The sequence below is a fragment of the Kitasatospora sp. NPDC056273 genome, from assembly GCF_042268845.1.
In the GTDB taxonomy this organism is placed as follows: domain Bacteria; phylum Actinomycetota; class Actinomycetes; order Streptomycetales; family Streptomycetaceae; genus Kitasatospora.
Genome location: NZ_JBHJSJ010000008.1, coordinates 52,022 through 68,484, shown reverse-complemented (window position 1 = coordinate 68,484; position 16,463 = coordinate 52,022). Strand labels below are relative to the sequence as shown.

At 75.6% G+C, this 16,463-nt stretch carries 13 protein-coding genes; 6 read left to right on the top strand and 7 right to left on the bottom strand.

Translation table 11 applies throughout. From position 1 onward, the window contains the following. Window positions 1-73: 73 nt before the first annotated feature. The 3 genes from ACFCY1_RS09960 to ACFCY1_RS09950 all read right to left on the bottom strand — a co-directional run bounded on the left by ACFCY1_RS09960 (window position 74) and on the right by ACFCY1_RS09950 (window position 3,708). Entirely contained in the window at window positions 74-232 is a 159-nt protein-coding gene (locus ACFCY1_RS09960) for a hypothetical protein (RefSeq protein ID WP_158077673.1), read from the bottom strand. A 396-nt stretch (window positions 233-628) separates the two neighbouring features. Beyond that, window positions 629-1,510 carry an alpha/beta fold hydrolase gene (locus ACFCY1_RS09955; RefSeq protein ID WP_049654106.1) on the bottom strand — a complete coding sequence of 294 codons (882 nt, stop codon included), beginning with the start codon at window positions 1,508-1,510 and terminating at the stop codon, window positions 629-631. Window positions 1,511-1,638: 128 nt separating this feature from the next. Next, a complete protein-coding gene (locus ACFCY1_RS09950) occupies window positions 1,639-3,708 on the bottom strand; it encodes a DEAD/DEAH box helicase (protein ID WP_375874131.1) in 2,070 nt (689 codons plus the stop codon). A 693-nt stretch (window positions 3,709-4,401) separates the two neighbouring features. On the opposite strand from ACFCY1_RS09950, the gene ACFCY1_RS09945 reads away from it, so the two are divergent. Beyond that, on the top strand, window positions 4,402-5,130 hold the full coding sequence (locus ACFCY1_RS09945; protein WP_049660234.1) for a ferritin-like fold-containing protein: 729 nt from the start codon (window positions 4,402-4,404) through the stop codon (window positions 5,128-5,130). 13 nt (window positions 5,131-5,143) lie between these two features. Here the strand turns inward: ACFCY1_RS09945 and ACFCY1_RS09940 are convergent, their stop codons facing one another. From ACFCY1_RS09940 to ACFCY1_RS09930, 3 genes are all read right to left on the bottom strand, one after another. Continuing rightward, the gene (locus tag ACFCY1_RS09940) at window positions 5,144-5,470 is read right to left on the bottom strand and encodes a hypothetical protein (protein WP_074001381.1); all 327 of its coding nucleotides are present in this window, start codon (window positions 5,468-5,470) and stop codon (window positions 5,144-5,146) included. Between the two features lie 172 nt (window positions 5,471-5,642). After that, window positions 5,643-5,870, bottom strand: coding sequence for a DUF3107 domain-containing protein (locus ACFCY1_RS09935; protein WP_049660675.1), 228 nt, complete (start codon window positions 5,868-5,870; stop codon window positions 5,643-5,645). 131 nt (window positions 5,871-6,001) lie between these two features. After that, window positions 6,002-6,664, bottom strand: a complete 663-nt coding sequence (locus ACFCY1_RS09930; RefSeq protein WP_049660673.1) for a TetR/AcrR family transcriptional regulator — start codon at window positions 6,662-6,664, stop codon at window positions 6,002-6,004. Window positions 6,665-6,885: 221 nt separating this feature from the next. Here ACFCY1_RS09930 and ACFCY1_RS09925 point away from each other — a divergent pair, with 221 nt between their 5' ends. The 5 genes from ACFCY1_RS09925 (at window position 6,886) to moeZ (ending at window position 13,556) form a co-directional block, all read left to right on the top strand. Continuing rightward, window positions 6,886-7,788 carry an alpha/beta fold hydrolase gene (locus tag ACFCY1_RS09925; RefSeq protein WP_117489448.1) on the top strand — a complete coding sequence of 301 codons (903 nt, stop codon included), beginning with the start codon at window positions 6,886-6,888 and terminating at the stop codon, window positions 7,786-7,788. Window positions 7,789-8,325: 537 nt separating this feature from the next. After that, a complete protein-coding gene (locus tag ACFCY1_RS09920) occupies window positions 8,326-9,936 on the top strand; it encodes a DUF3492 domain-containing protein (protein WP_375874130.1) in 1,611 nt (536 codons plus the stop codon). Then, window positions 9,936-11,015 carry a hypothetical protein gene (locus ACFCY1_RS09915; protein ID WP_375874129.1) on the top strand — a complete coding sequence of 360 codons (1,080 nt, stop codon included), beginning with the start codon at window positions 9,936-9,938 and terminating at the stop codon, window positions 11,013-11,015. Before ACFCY1_RS09920 ends, ACFCY1_RS09915 begins: the two co-directional genes overlap by 1 nt. Before the next feature lie 142 nt (window positions 11,016-11,157). Beyond that, a complete protein-coding gene (locus tag ACFCY1_RS09910; protein ID WP_049657289.1) occupies window positions 11,158-12,147 on the top strand; it encodes an NAD(P)-dependent oxidoreductase in 990 nt (329 codons plus the stop codon). Between the two features lie 230 nt (window positions 12,148-12,377). Further along, entirely contained in the window at window positions 12,378-13,556 is a 1,179-nt protein-coding gene (gene moeZ / locus ACFCY1_RS09905) for an adenylyltransferase/sulfurtransferase MoeZ (protein WP_074001386.1), read from the top strand. Between the two features lie 78 nt (window positions 13,557-13,634). Here moeZ and ACFCY1_RS09900 read toward each other — a convergent pair whose 3' ends face one another. Then, window positions 13,635-16,373: a lysylphosphatidylglycerol synthase transmembrane domain-containing protein gene (locus ACFCY1_RS09900; protein WP_234348593.1), complete on the bottom strand. Its 2,739-nt coding sequence runs from the start codon at window positions 16,371-16,373 to the stop codon at window positions 13,635-13,637. Window positions 16,374-16,463 lie beyond the last annotated feature (90 nt).

Below are 16,463 nucleotides of genomic sequence, written 5' to 3'. Positions count from 1 at the left end.
GGAACGTCCGGATCGGACGCTCCCGGCTCGTCGGCGGCGGGTGAGGCCTCCCGGTCGGAGGCGCCGCGCCGGGTCAGACGGTCGGGCACGGACGGATGAGCAGGCGCTCGCCGGTGCGGGCGGCGGCCTGGACGACCTCGCGCACGGTGGCGGCGTCGGCGATCTGGCGGTCGGCGGCGGAGCCGTTGGTCTCGTCGAGTCGGACGATCTCGAAGCGCATGGTCTTCGTCATGGGCGTCTCCTTTCCTGGCCCCGCGGGGCGGGGCGGGGGCGGCTGAGTCGGTATCAGCTCTCTCGGGGTCTTGCGGATCCGGAGGTGAGGCCGGATCGGGCGGGTCGTCGCGCGTGTGGCGGTCTGCTGCGGCAAGGGCTCCCCCTGCTTGCCTGGTGCGTCCAGTGCCTCGTGCACCACGGTGTCGTGGCGGTGCTACCGGGCCGTTGCCCGTCCGTAAAGTCCAGGTTTCGGGTGATCGGTGCCGCGGTGGAGGCCGGCGATGATTCCCGGACAGAATCAAAGATTACCGTAACTAACGAATTTTGTCCTGTGTTGAAGCCGATCGAACTTGAAGAAGTGGTACAGACCACTTTCGGCGGACCGGGGGAACCGGCGCGGCCCCGACCGCGTCGGTCAGGCCCAGAACGCGGCCAGCGCCCCGGCCGTGGCAGCCGGCTGCTCGGCGTTGGGGGAGTGGCCGGCGTCCGCGACCACCACCCGGCGGGCGCCCAGGCGCTCGGCCATCGCGGTCTGCTCCGGGACCGGCCAGGCGTGGTCCCGCACCCCGGACAGCACCAGCACCGGCAGCCCGGCGGTGGCGGCGGCCAGCTCCGCCACCCGGTCCGGCGCGGCCACCAGGTGGGCGCCGGTGACGGACAGCGCCCGCGGCACGTTGGCCAGCCAGCGGCGGTGCAGGAACTCCGCGACGGCCGGCTCCAGGCTCGGCCGCGGCTGCCCGCTCTCCGCCTCCAGCTGCCGCATGACCTGCCAGATCTGCTCCAGGTCCATCCCCCGCAGGGCGTCCAGCAGCAGCCCGGTGCGGACCGCCTCGGCCGGGTCGATCGCGCCCGGGCCGGTGGACACCAGGGTCAGCGACCGCCAGGGCAGCGGGCCCTCCGCGGCCGCGGCGAGCACCGCCTCGCGCACCACCTGGCCGCCGAAGGAGTGCCCCAGCAGGTGCGGCGGGGCGCCCCCGGCCTCGGCCGCCAGCACCCCGGTGAGCGCCCGTACGTCCGCGCCGAGCGCCCCGACGGCGTACGCCGCCGGATCGTCCGGACCGCCGGTCTGGTACTGCCCGCGCTGGTCCACGGCCGTCACCCGGTACCCGGCGGCCGCCAGCGGCTCCAGCAGCGCGATGAAGTCCTCCTTGCTGCCGGTGAACCCCGGCACCAGCAGCGCCGAGCCGCGCACCGGCCCGGCCGGCTCCGCCCGCAGCGCCGCGAACTCCCCGCGCCCGGTCACCAGCCGCTCGGCCCGCGCGCACCCGGGCAGCGTCAGAAACGGCGGCGTGCTCATGGGCTGCTCTCCCTGCTGTCCTGTCGGCGCTCCCCGACGCCCCCGAGCTTAGGAGGCGGGCGGAACGCCCGAGGGGGCGGGCCGGGCCGGGTGGCCTGACCCGCCCCCTCGGGGGAGACACGGGGGTGTCAGCTCTCCGGGGTGGCCTCCACGGGCGCCGCCGCCTTGCGGGTGCGGGTGCGCTTGCGCGGGGCCGGGACCTCGGTGGCGGCCTCGGCGACCGGGGCCTCCGGGGCGGTCTCGGCGACGGCCTTCGGCTTGCGGGCCCGGGTCGCCTTCTTGGCCGGGGCGGGAGCCTCGGCGGCGGCCTCGGCGACCGGAGCCGCCTCGACGGCCTCGGCCTTCGGCTTCCGGGCGCGGGTGGCCTTCTTCACCGGGGCCGGAGCCTCGGTGGCCTCGGCGACCGGGGCGGCGGCCTCGACGGCCTCCGCCTTCGGCTTGCGGGCCCGGGTGGCCTTCTTGGCCGGGGCCGGAGCCTCGGCGGCCGCCTCGGCGACCGGAGCCGCCTCGACGACCGGGGCGGCGGTCTCGACGGCCTCGACGGCCTCCGCCTTCGGCTTGCGGGTCCGGGTGCGGGTGGCCTTCTTCGCCGGGGCCGGAGCCTCCGCGATCGCCTCGACGGCGGCCTCGACGACCGCCACGGCCTCGGCCACGACGGCCTCGGCGACCGGAGTCGTCTCGACCGCCGCCACGGCCTCGGCAGCGGCGGCACCGCCGCGCGAGCGGCGGCGGCGACGGCGCGGCGCGGCCTCGCCCTCGGCGCCCTCGACGGCCGGAGCCGCCGCGGCGGCCTCGGTCACGCCGGCGACGGCCTCGCCCTCGGTGCCGACTGCCGCGCCCCGACGGGTGCGGCGGCGCTCACGGTTGCGGCGCGGCTTCTGCTCCTCGGCCTCGGCCGCGCCGGAGCCCGGACGGTCGGAGCCGGAGCCGGCGCCCGGACGGTCCGAGCCGCCCTGGCCGCCGCGCCCACCGCGACCGCCGCGGGGCGCGCGGGCACCGCGTCCACCGGTCTCGCCGAGGTCCTCGACCTCCTCCGCGTTCAGCCCGGCGCGGGTGCGCTCCGAGCGCGGCAGGATGCCCTTGGTGCCCGGCGCGATCTTCAGCAGCTCGTACAGGTGCGCCGAGGTGGAGTAGGTCTCCTCCGGGTCGTTGAACGACAGGTCCAGCGCCTTGTTGATGAGCTGCCAGCGCGGGATGTCGTCCCAGTCGACCAGGGTGACGGCGGTGCCGGAGGCGCCGGCCCGGCCGGTGCGGCCGATCCGGTGCAGGTAGGTCTTCTCGTCCTCGGGGCACTGGTAGTTGATGACGTGGGTGACGCCCTCGACGTCGATGCCGCGGGCCGCGACGTCGGTGCAGACCAGCACGTCGACCTTGCCGTTGCGGAAGGCCCGCAGGGCCTGCTCGCGGGCGCCCTGGCCGAGGTCGCCGTGGACCGCGCCGGCCGCGAAGCCGCGCTGGGTCAGCTGGTCGGAGACGTCGGCGGCGGTGCGCTTGGTGCGGCAGAAGATCATCGCCAGCCCGCGGCCGTCGGCCTGCAGGATGCGCGAGACCATCTCGACCTTGTCCAGCGAGTGCGCACGGAAGATGTGCTGCTCGATGTTGGCGACGGTCGCGCCGGTGTCGTCCGGGGCGGCGGCCCGGATGTGGGTCGGCTGGCTCATGTACCGGCGGGCGAGGCTGATGACCTGGCCCGGCATGGTGGCCGAGAACAGCAGGGTCTGCCGCTTGGCCGGCAGCATGGTGATGATCTTCTCGACGTCGGGCAGGAAGCCCAGGTCGAGCATCTCGTCGGCCTCGTCCAGGACCAGCGCGCGGACCTTCGACAGGTTCAGCTTCTTCTGCCCGGCGAGGTCCAGCAGACGGCCCGGGGTGCCGACGACGATGTCGACGCCCTTGTTGAGCGCCTCGACCTGCGGCTCGTACGCCCGGCCGCCGTAGACCGCGAGCACGCGGACGTTGCGGACCTTGCCGGCGGTCTGCAGGTCGTTGGTGACCTGGGTGCAGAGCTCGCGCGTCGGGACGACGATCAGCGCCTGCGGGAAGTCGGAGAGCTGCTCCTCGGTCGCCCGGCCGGCGTCCACGTCGGCGCGCACGATGGCCCGCTCGATCAGCGGGAGGCCGAAGCCGAGGGTCTTGCCGGTGCCGGTCTTGGCCTGGCCGATGACGTCGTGGCCGGTCAGCGCGACCGGGAGGGTCATCTCCTGGATGGGGAAGGGGTGGACGATGCCGACGGACTCGAGTGCCTCGGCGGTCTCCGGGAGGATCCCCAGGTCCCGGAAGGTCGTCTTGATGGGTTCAGCGGTGGTGGACAGGGTGCTGCCTCTTCCGTTTTCGAAAGGGCCGAGAGCGAGCGGCGGGCGGGCAGCCGCGCGGCTGTCTACGGGCCTGGACGGCCCTGGTACAGCTGCGCGGACGCACAACCGCGCCGGTCCCTGCGGCCGGCCGGTGCGCGCTGCCCGGTGCGGGGCGCGTCGCCGGCGGCGTCGGGGAGGATTCCCGTGAGGGACCTGCGCGGGACCTCCGCCTCGGGGCGTGGTCTCGGCGGCCCTCGCTCGGCCACTGATGCGGTGCCAAGGCTTGAGGTCCAAGCCATGGTCGGAGCCGATCGGCTCTCCGACCGGGCATCCGCGTACGTGAGTACCCGTGCCACCGGTGCGGACACGTCCGGTTGGACGGTGCCGCTACGGAGGGTTCGCGCGGGGTACCGAGACGGCGGTGACACCATGCGAACACGACGGGCTCCGTACCACCATACAGTCAGGCGACGACTCGAACACGTGACGCGTCTGACATTGCCCCCGGCAACTGCCACCGGAGCGGCCGGTCCGGGCGGTCACCCGGGTGTGCCTGGTGGTGGGGCGGACAGGCGGGCGGGACTAAAGTTGCGGGTCATGGAGACCCATGGTGAGACGCAGGACGCGGCGGCCGGCTCGATCGGGGACTGGGCCGCGTGCTCGGCCGACCCCGGCTACCGGGCGGCGGTGCTCGACCTGCTCGGCGCGCTCGCGTACGGCGAGCTGAGCGCCTTCGAGCGGCTCGCCGAGGACGCCAAGCTGGCGCCCGATCTCGCCGACAAGGCGGCGCTGGCCCGGATGGCCTCCGCCGAGTTCCAGCACTACCAGCGGCTGCACGACCGGCTCGCCGAGGTCGGCGCCGACCCGCAGGAGGCGATGCGGCCGTTCGTCGAGCCGCTGGAGCTGTTCCACCGGATGACGGCGCCCTCGGACTGGCTGGAGGGCCTGGTCAAGGCCTACGTCGGCGACGCCATCGCGACCGACTTCTACCGCGAGGTGGCCGTCCGGCTGGACGACGACACCCGCGACCTGGTGCTGAGCGTCATGTCCGACACCGGCCACGCCCAGTTCGCCGTCGACAAGGTCCGCCAGGCGATCGAGGCCGACCCGCGGGCCGGCGGCCGGCTCGCCCTGTGGGGCCGGCGGCTGATGGGCGAGGCGCTCAGCCAGGCCCAGCGGGTGGTCGCCGAGCGTGACGCGCTGTCCAACCTGCTGGTCGGCGGCGTCCAGGTGCAGGGCTTCGACCTGGTCGAGGTCGGCAAGATGTTCAACCGGATCACCGAGGCGCACACCAAGCGGATGGCCGCCCTCGGCCTGGCCTCCTAGCGGCCCGCGACCCTCAGGCCGCCCGGTGCCGCCGCGCCGCGCGGTGGGTGCCGGGCCGGTGCGGGTGGTGCCGGTGGGCCGGGGCGCGCCCCGCCGCGAGGTCCGGCCGGGCCAGCAGCGAGGTGAGCACGCCCGAGGCCACCGCCGCGGCCGCGACGGACACCGCGGGCTGGCGGCCGTCCACGCTGAAGTGCGCGACCACCCCGCCGACCAGCGCCGCCGCCAGCGCGGTGCCCAGGACCAGGGCCCGGGCGGCCCGGAAGTACGCCGGGCGGGCCAGCAGGGCCGTGCCGCCCGTGACCAGGCCGACGAGGGCGAAGACGATCGACTCGACCAGCAAGGCTGCCTCCCGGGGGGACGGGCGTGCGGCACCGGCGCCGCACCCTCGCCGTACCCCGCCCCACCCGCTCGTACACGCGACGGAGCCCCACGGGCCACAGCGGCCCCCGGACACGACGGTGCCCCGCTCCCTCGCGGGAACGGGGCACCGGACGATGCTGTGCTGCGGCGCCTCAGGCGGTGCCGAAGCCGACCTTGCGGGCGGCCGACTCGCCGATCTCCACGTACGCCAGGCGCTCGGCCGGGACGATGATGCGACGGCCGTGCTCGTCGGACAGCGCGAAGATCTTCTCCGAGCCCTCCAGCGCCTTCGCGACCGCGCTCTGGACCTCATCGGCAGTCTGCGAGCTCTCGATCACGATCTCGCGGGGCGCGTTCTGCACGCCGATCTTGACCTCCACGGCTTCCGTCCCTCCGGGGTTGCAGCCTCCACGCACGGGCACCGGACCGCCTGGGACAAGCGTTCGCGGCGACCGTGCCGTACGGCTTCACCATAGAGCACCGGATCCCCGGCCCGGCGAAGGTCGGCGGATCAGCCCTGGTGGGCGGTGCCCTCGCCGGACTGCTCGCCCGGGTGCATCGGGAAGCCCTTCAGACCGCGCCAGGACAGGCTGGCGACCAGCCGGACCGCCTCGTCGCGGGGGATCGCCAGGCCCTGCGACAGCCAGTACCGGGCGGTGATCTGGGCCAGGCCGCAGACCCCGGCGGCGAGCAGCTTGGACTCCGCCTCCGGCAGGTCGGTGTCCTCCTGGATCACCTTGCTGACGAGCGTCGCGCTCGCCTCGGAGGCCCGCTCGACCCGCTCGCGCACGGCCGGCTCGTTGGTCAGGTCCGACTCGAAGACCAGCCGGAAGGCGCCGGACTCGCTGGAGACGTAGTTGAAGTACGCCTCCATGGTGTTGGCCACCCGCTGCTTGTTGTCGGTGGTCGCCGACAGCGCCTCGCGGGTCGACTCGACCAGGGCGTCGCAGTGCTTGTCCAGCAGCGCCAGGTACAGCTCCAGCTTCCCGGGGAAGTGCTGGTAGAGCACCGGCTTGCTCACCCCGGCGCGGTCGGCGATGTCGTCCATGGCGGCCGCGTGGTAGCCCTGCGCGACGAACACCTCCTGGGCGGCACCGAGCAGTTGTTCACGGCGGGCGCTTCGCGGCAGGCGGGCACCGCGCGGGCGCTCCTGCGCCTCCTGGATGGCCGTCACGGCGCTCCTCACTTCGGGGTCTGTTCGCGGCTGGCAAGATGGCCGATTCTACTTTTCGGTAACCGCGTCCGCGTTCGGCGAAGGCGAGAAAAGACGATCGGCCTGGTTGTCAGGAGCCCACAATACGGCGCTGACCTCGGCCTCGGCAGTGGTGGAACGGAGGCGGCCGGCGGCCGGACCACCCCGGGGTTCCCGGGGCGGGCTCATTACCATCGTCCACCATGAGCAGCGCTGAGCAGCAGGTACGTACGGTCGAGGTCCCCGGCGCGGTGCTCGCGGTGCACCGACCCGCCGTCGACGGCGCCGCCGACGGGCGCGAGCCCGGGCTCTTCGTGCACGGCCTCGGCGGCTCGGCCGCCAACTGGGAGGCCCTGATGGACCGGCTCGGCGGGCAGGTCGACGGCGAGGCCGTGGACCTGCCCGGCTTCGGCCGCTCCCACCCGCCCACCGACGGCAACCTCACCGTCTCCGGCCACGTCCGCGCGGTGATCGGCTACCTGGAGGCCTCCGGCCGCGGCCCGGTCCACCTGTTCGGCAACTCGCTGGGCGGCGCGGTCGCCGTCCGGCTGGCGGCGCTGCGCCCGGACCTGGTGCGCAGCCTCACCCTGGTCTCCCCGGCCCTGCCCGAGCTGCCCCCGCAGCACTCCGCCTGGCCGACCGCCCTGCTCGCGGTGCCCGGGGTGCCCGCGGTGCTGCGCCGGCTGTCCGCGGGCGGGCGCGACGCCGAGGCGGCCACCGAGGACCTGCTGCGGCTGGTCTACGGCGACCCGGGCAGTCTGAGCCCGGCGGCCCGGGCCGAGGCGGTGGCCGAGTACCGGCGCCGGCTGGAGGTGCCGCACGCGATGCAGGCGCTGGTCGGCTCGGCCCGCGGCATCGTCTCGGCGTACACCGAGCGCGGCGACCAGGCGCTGTGGCGGCAGGCCGAGCGGGTCGAGGCGCCGGTGCTGCTGGTGTACGGGCTGCGCGACAAGCTGGTCTCCTACCGCTCGGCCCGCCGCGCCTGCGCGGCCTTCCCGGACGCCCGGCTGCTGGTGCTGCCGGAGTCCGGGCACGTGGCGATGATGGAGCACCCCGACGAGGTCGCCCGCGCGGTGCGGGAGCTGATCGCGCACACCGCGGGCTGAGCGCGGACCACGGCCCGGGCGCACACGGCGGGCCGGGCGCGGACCAGGGGCTGAGCGCGTGCCGTGGCGGGCCGACCGCGCGCCCGGGCGGGGCCGCGCGGGCGGCCGCGCATACCGCCCGGTAACGCCCTGGTCCCGGTCGAGGTCACGTCGGTTCACTCGATCAGGTGGCAGGCAGGCATGTGACCGATGGATCGGCCCGGGCCGGTCCTACCTTTCTGCTGTCGGACCGAACAGGTGTGGGGGAGTCGCGGCCGCCGGAGGAACCGGAGGGCGGTCGCGGCCGAGGTCCCGGCGGGTCGGGCCCGACCGCCGGAGCGGGCGCCCGGGGGAACGGAACGCGGCGCGTCCGCGACCGGGCCGCCGGCGGGCCGCCCGGAGGCACCGCGGCGCCGGCCCCGGCCGACCGGACTCCCCGGCCCCGACCGTCCCCGCCGCCGTACGGGGGCACCCCGGGCCACTGCCCGGGCCGCCCGGGCACCCGTCGGTCCGTCCGTGGTCCCGCCCAGCGAATCCGCTCTGCCCCGGAGGTCTCCCGTGCGCGTTGCCCTGCTCACCGAGGGTGCCCGTCCGCATCCCCGCCGTGGTACCGGAGGCTGGTGCGACCGGCTCGCCGAGGGCCTGCCGGAGCACGGGTTCGAGCGGTACCTGCTCACCGGCCCGGAACAGCCGGGCGCGGCGGAGCGGCTGTCGCCCGCCTGGCGCGACGCGTACGAGCTGGCGCTGTGGGGGCGCCGGCCGGGCGGCCGGGCACCGCGCGCGCCGCGCAGACGCCGGTACGCCGGGGCGTACGAACAGCTGGTGCGGGCCCTGGTGCTGCCCGGGGAGAGAGCGGGCTTCGGGCCCGGGCTGTACCGGCTCGCCGCGCTCGCCCGGGAGGACGGCACGCTGCCCGCCTTCCTGGCCTCCGCGCACGCCCGCCGGCTGCTGGAGCGGACCTGGCGGCTGCCCGGCGCGGACACCTCGGCCGGGCAGCCGCTGGTCTGCGACGTGCTGGTCGCGGCGGACCTGCTGGAACAGTGCCTGCGCCCGCTGTCCGCGCCCTGGTACGGCACCGGCCCCGGCGGCCTCGGCGCGGTCGACCTGTGCCACGTGGTCGGCGGCGGCCCGGCCGCGCTGCCCGCCCTGGTGGCCCGGCACCTGCACGGGGTGCCGTTCGTGGTCACCGAGCACGGCCTGCACCTGCGCGAGCAGTACCTCGGCTACCGCGAGGCGCCGTACCGGTGGCCGGTCCGCGCCCTGCTGCTGTCCTTCTTCCGGGCGCTCACCGAGGAGACGTACCGGCGGGCCGCGATACTCACCCCGGGCAGCGCCCACGACCAGCAGTGGCAGCGCCGCTGCGGGGCCGATCCGGCGCGCACCCGGGTGGTGTACGAGGGCACCCCGGCGGTGGACCGCCCGGCCGCCGGGCCGGAACCCGCGGCGCCGACCCTGGTGTGGGCGGGCGCGCTGGAGCCGGGCCGGGACCCGGAGCTGGCGCTGCACGCCTTCGCCCGGGTCCGCGCCGACCTGCCCGGCGCCCGGCTGGTGGTGTACGGCGAGGAGGCGGCGCCCGGCTACCGGGCGCACTGCGCGGCGGTGGCCGAGCGGCTGGGAGTGGCGCCCGCGGTGGAGTTCGCGGGGCGGCCCCGCTCGCTGGCCGGGGCCTGGGAGTCGGGCACGGTGGCGGTCTTCTCGGGACTCTCCCAGCGCAGCCCCCGGCTGCTCGCCGACGCGCTGCTGAGCGGCCGGGCGGTGGTCGCCACCGATGTCGGGGTGGCCCGCGAGGTGGTCGGGCCGACCGGGCTGCTGGTGCCCGCCCGCGATCCGCGCGCCCTGGCGGGCGCCTGCCTGGCACTGCTGCGCGACGAGGAGCGGCGGGGCCGGCTCGGTCTGGCCGGGCGGCTGCGGGCGCAGGAACGCTTCGCCGTGGAGCCGGTGATCGGCGCCTTCCGGGAGATCTACCTGGAGCTGGTCTCGCAGTACCCGGCCTTCCCCGGCGGCGGGGGCGGCGGCGAGGGCGTCCCGGCGCCGCGCCCCTTCGCCCGCCCCGCCGAGTACTGGCTGGCCGACGGCCCGCGCGGCGGCACCCCGCCGGACGGCGGCGCGCGGGACGCGGACACGGCGGCCGAGGGCGTGCGGCCGGCCGAACTCGCGGAGGCCCGCTGATGTCCGGCGGCCCCCTGCCCGGCGGCAGCGCGGACCCGGTGCGCGAGGTGATGGCGGAGCACCGGGAGCTGTGCGAGCGCGCCGTCGACCCGCTGGAGATCGCCGCCGGGCTGGAGGAGGCCGGGCTCGGCCAGGACGCCGCCGCCCGCTGCCGGCACGCCGACCTGTTCTCGCTGGCCGAGGAGCTGTACGCCCGGGTGCCGCGCCGCCCGCCGCCGCCCGGGCCCGCGCAGCCGCGGTCGGGCGGGGCCGCGGCCCGGGCCGCGCTGACCGCCGCCGCGCTGGCCGCGCTGCCCTGCGCGGGGGCGGCCGCGCTCGGCCCGCGCTGGCCGGTGCTGCTGCCCGCCGCCGTCCCGCTGGTGCTGCTGCCCGCGCTGACCGCACCGGCCCCGGCCGAGCCCGGCCCGCCCTGCGCCGGGCCCGGGGTGCTGGGGCCCGGGCCGGCGCTCCGGCCGTACCCCGGCTCCCGGCTGCGGCCGGCGGCGCTGGGCCACGGGCTGGGCCTGGCCGCGCTGCTGCTGCTCCCGCCGGCCCTGCCGGGCGGGGACCGCCCGCTGGCCGTCGCGCTGGTGCTGGCGGCGGCGGTGTCGGCCGGGTCGGCCGAGCGGACGGCCCGTTGGTACCGGCAGCTCGGCCGCGGCCACCTGGGCGCGGCGGGCACCCTGGCGGAGTTCCGGGCCCGGATGCGGCCGGTGCTCCCGGTCGCGCTGGCCCTGCACCTGGCGGTGCTCGGGGTGCTGAGCTTCGCCGCGCTGGCGGTGCTGGCCGTCGTCGCCCCGCGTCCCGGGCCGGGCCACGGCGGCGGGCTGCTGCACCTGGCGGCCGAGCGGGCCGGCCCCGCCCAGTGGGCGGCGCAGGGCGTGCTGGGCCTGCTGGTGGTGCTGCCGGTGCTGCTGGCGCGGTGCGGCCGGCCGGTGGCGGCCGCGGCGGGGGCGTCGGCCGGGGCCGCCGCGGTGCTCGGCCCGCTCGCCCTGGGGCGCTCCGGCCCGGAGGCCTGGCTGCTCGGCGGCGGCACCGTCGCGGCGGCGCTGCTGGCGTACGCCGGGGCGGTGCTCGGCCGGGCCGGCTCGCACCGGTGAGCGCCGTCCGCCCGTTCGCCACCCCCCGTTCGACGTTTGTCGGGGCCCGGTTCACGGTTCCCGCTCCCGTCCCGTTCGTTGAACTTCGTTGAATCCGTTCCGCCAGGTCGTCCCGAGCTGGCTTCGTGGAAGGACGCCCCCGATGAGGGTGCTGCTGCTGGGCGCCGACGGCTTCATCGGCCGCCGGGTCACCGATCGTCTGCTGATGGACCAGGAGTTGCAGGTGACGGTGCTCGGCCGACGCGACTCGGCCGACATCCGCTTCGACCTGACCACCGGGAGCCCGGGCGCGCTGGCCCGGTTCCTGGACGCGGTCGCGCCGCAGGTGGTGATCAACTGCGCGGGCGCCACCTACGGCAGCTCGCGCACCCTGATCCGGTCGAACACGCTGGCCGTCGCGACGGTCTGCGAGGCCATCCGGCGCTGCCGGGAGCCGGCCAGGCTGGTGCACGTCGGCTCGGCCGCCGAGTACGGGCCGGTGCCCGGCGGGGTGCCGGTCTCCGAGCAGGCCGAGCCGCGGCCGGTCGGCCCGTACGGGGTGTCCAAGCTGGCCGGGACGGAGCTGGTGCTGGCCTCCGGGCTGGACGCGGCGGTGCTGCGGGTCTTCGACGTGGTGGGCCCGGGGGCGCCGACCGCCTCGCTGTTCGGGCGGCTGGCCGAGGGCCTGCGGCGGGCGCTGGAGCGGGACGAGCACCAGGTGCGGATGCCGGACCTGTCCGGGTTCCGGGACTTCGTGGACGTCCGGGACGTCGCGCGGGCCATCCAGGCGGCCGCGGTGTCGGCCGCCACCGGGGTGGTCAACATCGGCAGCGGGCACGCCGTCCGGGCCCGGGACGCGGCCCAGCTGCTGGTGCGGGCCTCGGGCTTCGAGGGGCAGATCGTCGAGGAGAACCGGCCGGTCCTGCTGCCCGCGCAGGCCGTCGGGGCGGGCGGTGACCACCTGCCGGGCCACCACCTGCCCGGGCACCGGCCGGAGGGGCACCGGCCGGAGGGCCGGGCGGTGCCGGGCGAGCCGGTGCCGTGGCGGCAGGCGGACGTGCGCACCGCCCGGGACCGTCTCGGATGGCGGACGCAGGTGCCGCTGGAGGAGTCGCTGGGCGACGTCTGGCTGGAGACGGCCTGCCGGGTGTGAGCGCCTCCCGCGCGGCGCCCCGGGCCCGTCAACCACGGGCCCGGGGCGCCTTCCGGGGGCCCGGTCGCGGGTTCCACGATCCGGTGCCGCCCGTCTCGCCCATCGGACGGGCTGTCTCGGAATACCGGGGGCGCGTGACACTGTTGGCCTAGACAGCCACCCGAGTGGCGGAGCAGCAACCCGCAGCGAGGCTGGCCCTGGCCACCCGAACAAGACCCATCGGAGTCCCCGTGTCGTTGCCACCCCTGGTCGAGCCGGCCGCCGAGCTCACCGTTGACGAGGTCCGCCGGTACTCCCGCCACCTGATCATCCCGGACGTGGGCATGGCGGGGCAGAAGCGGCTGAAGAACGCCAAGGTGCTGTGCGTCGGCGCCGGCGGACTCGGCTCGCCGGCCCTGCTGTACCTGGCCGCCGCCGGTGTCGGCACGCTGGGCATCGTCGAGTTCGACGTGGTCGACGAGTCGAACCTGCAGCGCCAGGTGATCCACGGGCAGTCGGACGTCGGCCGCTCCAAGGCCGAGTCGGCCCGCGACTCGGTCAAGGAGATCAACCCGTACGTGAACGTGGTGCTGCACGAGGAGCGCCTCGACAACTCCAACGTCATGGAGATCTTCGCCGGCTACGACCTGATCGTCGACGGCACCGACAACTTCGCCACCCGCTACCTGGTGAACGACGCCGCGGTGCTGCTGGGCAAGCCGTACGTGTGGGGCTCGATCTACCGCTTCGACGGCCAGGCCAGCGTGTTCTGGGCCGAGCACGGCCCCTGCTACCGCTGCCTGTACCCGGAGGCCCCGCCGCCGGGCATGGTCCCCTCCTGCGCCGAGGGCGGCGTGCTGGGCGTGCTGTGCGCGTCCATCGGCTCGATCCAGGTCAACGAGGCGATCAAGCTGCTGGCCGGCATCGGCGAGCCGCTGCTCGGCCGGCTGATGATCTACGACGCCCTGGAGATGAACTACCGCCAGGTGAAGGTCCGCAAGGACCCGAACTGCGCCGTCTGCGGTGAGAACCCGACGGTCACCGAGCTGATCGACTACGAGGCCTTCTGCGGCGTCGTGTCGGAGGAGGCGCAGGCCGCCGCCGCCGGTTCGACCATCACCTCGCAGCAGCTCAAGCAGTGGCAGGACGACAAGGAGGACATCTACCTCATCGACGTCCGCGAGCCCGGCGAGTACGAGATCGTCAACATCCCCGGCGCGGTGCTGATCCCGAAGAACGAGTTCCTGATGGGCGACGCGCTGGAGAAGCTGCCGCAGGACCGGAAGATCGTGCTGCACTGCAAGTCGGGCGTGCGCTCGGCCGAGGTGCTGGCCGTGGTCAAGGCCGCGGGCTTCGGCAACGCCGTCCACCTGGGCGGCGGCGTGCTCGGCTGGGTGAACCAGATCGAGCCGCACAAGCCGGTCTACTAGGACGCGCACGGGGAAGGGCCCGCCGCGCCTTGGATTCCCAAGGTGACCGGCGGGCCCTTCCCCGTGTCCGGGGGCGGCTCAGAGCGCGTTCCTGCGCTGGAGCACGTTGTAGGAGATCCAGCCCGGCAGCACCGGTAGCCAGAAGGTGAGCGCCCGGTAGAGGAAGACCGCCGGGGTGGCGACCGCGGGGGAGACGTCCGCGACGGTCAGGGCGCCGATCAGGGCGACCTCGACCGGGCCGATGCCGCCGGGGGTGGGGATCGCCGAGCCGGCCGCGTTGGCGGTCAGGAAGACCACCGCGACGGCCGAGAAGCTGACGTCGCCGCCGAAGGCCTGCACCGAGAAGTCCAGGCAGGCGGTGAAGGAGAGGGTCAGCAGCAGGATGCCGCCGAAGCCGGTGACCAGCTTGCTGGGCGTCTGCATCAGGTCGAGCATCCGCGGCACCACGCCGAAGAACAGCGAGCGCAGCCGGCCCAGCACGAACCGGCGCAGCGGCGCGACGGCGGCCACCACCAGGGCGAGCACGGCGGCGGTCAGCACGCCGATGATCACCGCGCGGGAGGCGGAGAGGTCCCCGTTGGTCTGGCTGCCGGTGATCAGGCCGAAGCTGAACAGCAGCAGCAGGTGCCCGGCCAGGCCGGCCAGCTGGGAGGCGCCGACCGAGGCCACCGCCTGGCCGGAGCGGATGCCGGCCTTCTGCAGGTAGCGGGTGTTGAGCGCGATGCCGCCGATCGCGGCGGGGGCGACCAGCTTGACGAAGGAGCCGGCCAGCTGGGCGGCGACGGTGCGCCGGAACGGCAGCTTCTCGGGCACGAAGCCGGTCAGGCTCATCGCGGCGGCGACGTAGCTGAAGGCGGCGGCGAGCAGGGCGGCCGCGGCCCAGGCCCAGTTCATCTGGGAGAGCTTCAGCTGGGCCGGCTTGATGGTGGTCAGGGCCAGGTAGGCGGCGAAGGTGAGCGCGATCACCATGATCAGGCTCTTCGGCTTCAGCCGTTCCAGTTTGGCCGGGGCCATCGGGGCCTCGGGGGCGATCTGGAGGATCTGGCCGCGGATGCGGCTCAGCAGGTCCTCGCCGGCCGCCGCGATGTCCTCCTCGGCCTGCTCCTGGGTGCGCTCGCCGGCCGCGACCTGCTCCAGCGCCCTGGCCCGGGCGGCGGCCTTGCGCTCCTTGGTGAGCTTGGCGAGGTCGACCCGGGTGGAGCGGCTCATCCCGACCGGCTGGAGCAGCGGCAGCGCCTGCGCCACCCGCTCGGCGCCGAGCACCGCGTTGGCGGTGGCGACGGCGCGCTCCGGGCCGATCCGCAGGGCGAAGGTGGTGAGCAGCTGGGCGACGTCGATCCGCAGGGTCAGGTCGGTGGCGGCGATGTCGCCGCCGGAGAGGTTGACCAGGCAGCCGGTCCGCCCGTCCACCACCAGCAGGGACTCGCCGGTGAGCCGGCGGTGGGCGATCCGGCGCTCGTGCAGGGCGGTCACCGACTGCCAGATCGAGGCCATCACCGGGTCGGTGACCTCCTCGTCGGCCAGCTCGTCCAGGGTGCGGCCCTCGACGTTCTCGTAGACCAGGATCGCGGCGTCCGGGCCGAGCTCGGAGGTGGCGACCAGCTGCGGCGCGCGGGCGCCCGAGGCGGCCGCCGCGTACGCGATCAGGGCCTCCTGCTCCAGCGCCTGGCGCAGCGACTGGGGGCTGCGGCGCACCGCCACCGAGCGCAGCCGCAGCCGCCGCCAGGCCCGGTAGAAGAAGCCGGAGGCCTGCTGCTCGCGGTCGATGATGTGCACGTCCAGCGGGGGGCCGCCCTGCTGGGTGACCTGGTAGCGGCGGGTGCCGCCGGGGGCGTCGGGGGCGCGCATGGCACCGGCCGGGGTGAAGCCGACCTTGCGCAGGCCGATCATCAGGTGCTGGCCGGTGGGCCGGATGTTGGGCGAGCCGATCGCGTACAGCGTGCCGTACGCGACGGACCAGCCGGTCAGCACGGTGAGCAGCAGCGACAGCGGGGTGGTGTAGCCGCCGAGCAGCTCGGTGACCCCGCTGAAGACCACCACCACCCACAGGGCGACCCGCCAGCGCGGTCTGCTCGACATGCCGACGGCGGTCATGTAGGCGATCACCGGGGCGAGGTAGCCGTGCACCGGGTCGGTGAGGGTGCCGGTGCTGTCCAGCGGCAGCTGGGTCAGCGCGTCCCGGATGTGGTCGGAGGCGCCTTCGGCCACCCACCAGTCGATGCCGAGCGAGACGCCGTACGCCAGCACCGAGGCGAGCACGCCGTCGGCGACCCGCAGGCCGTCGCGTTTGATCAGCCGCTCGACCGCGAAGGCCAGCGGCACGGCGAGCACCGCGACGCTGGAGAGCAGGCCGGTGATGGTGGAGAACACCGCGGAGAAGTGCGGTGCGTTGGAGGCGATGTCCTGCTCGATGCCGGTGGTGGTCGAGGTGGCGATGCCGGCCAGCACGAAGACGGCGACGATCCCGAGGACGCCGGCCAGGAAGCGGATCAGGTCGGACGGGCGGTGCGCGCGGGCGGCGAGCAGCGGCTCGTCGACGTCCAGGTGCGGGGCCTCGTCCGGCGGCTCGGGCTCCCCGGGCGGGGCGGCGGGGGCCGCGGGCGCCGGGGCGCCGGTGGTCTCGGCCGGGGGCGGGCCGGGCTGCTCGGGGGTCTTCGCGGGTGCGGGGGTCTTGATCGTCCGGTCCTTGATCAGGGAGACTTCCGGCGTCGGCCCGGGTTCGGGCCGGCCCTCGCCCCCGCTCCCGGGCGCCGACGGCACGGCGGCAGCGGACTCGTCGGAGTCCTTGTCCACGCCCACGTCAGCCGTCCCGGTCATCTGGTCTTGTCCTCGTATCACCACTCACCGCCCCGGAAGATGGTGGCATGCCCCGGCGCCCCGTGCGGGACAGGGGGCGGATCGGGCGCG

Excerpts from the sequence above, each read along its gene's own strand:
- ACFCY1_RS09960 (WP_158077673.1), bottom strand. The coding sequence starts at position 232 with ATGACGAAGACCATGCGCTTCGAGATCGTCCGACTCGACGAGACCAAC.
- ACFCY1_RS09955 (WP_049654106.1), bottom strand. The coding sequence starts at position 1,510 with ATGAGCACGCCGCCGTTTCTGACGCTGCCCGGGTGCGCGCGGGCCGAG.
- ACFCY1_RS09950 (WP_375874131.1), bottom strand. The coding sequence starts at position 3,708 with ATGACCCTCCCGGTCGCGCTGACCGGCCACGACGTCATCGGCCAGGCC.
- ACFCY1_RS09945 (WP_049660234.1), top strand. The coding sequence starts at position 4,402 with ATGGAGACCCATGGTGAGACGCAGGACGCGGCGGCCGGCTCGATCGGG.
- ACFCY1_RS09925 (WP_117489448.1), top strand. The coding sequence starts at position 6,886 with ATGAGCAGCGCTGAGCAGCAGGTACGTACGGTCGAGGTCCCCGGCGCG.
- ACFCY1_RS09915 (WP_375874129.1), top strand. The coding sequence starts at position 9,936 with ATGTCCGGCGGCCCCCTGCCCGGCGGCAGCGCGGACCCGGTGCGCGAG.
- ACFCY1_RS09910 (WP_049657289.1), top strand. The coding sequence starts at position 11,158 with ATGAGGGTGCTGCTGCTGGGCGCCGACGGCTTCATCGGCCGCCGGGTC.
- ACFCY1_RS09900 (WP_234348593.1), bottom strand. The coding sequence starts at position 16,373 with ATGACCGGGACGGCTGACGTGGGCGTGGACAAGGACTCCGACGAGTCC.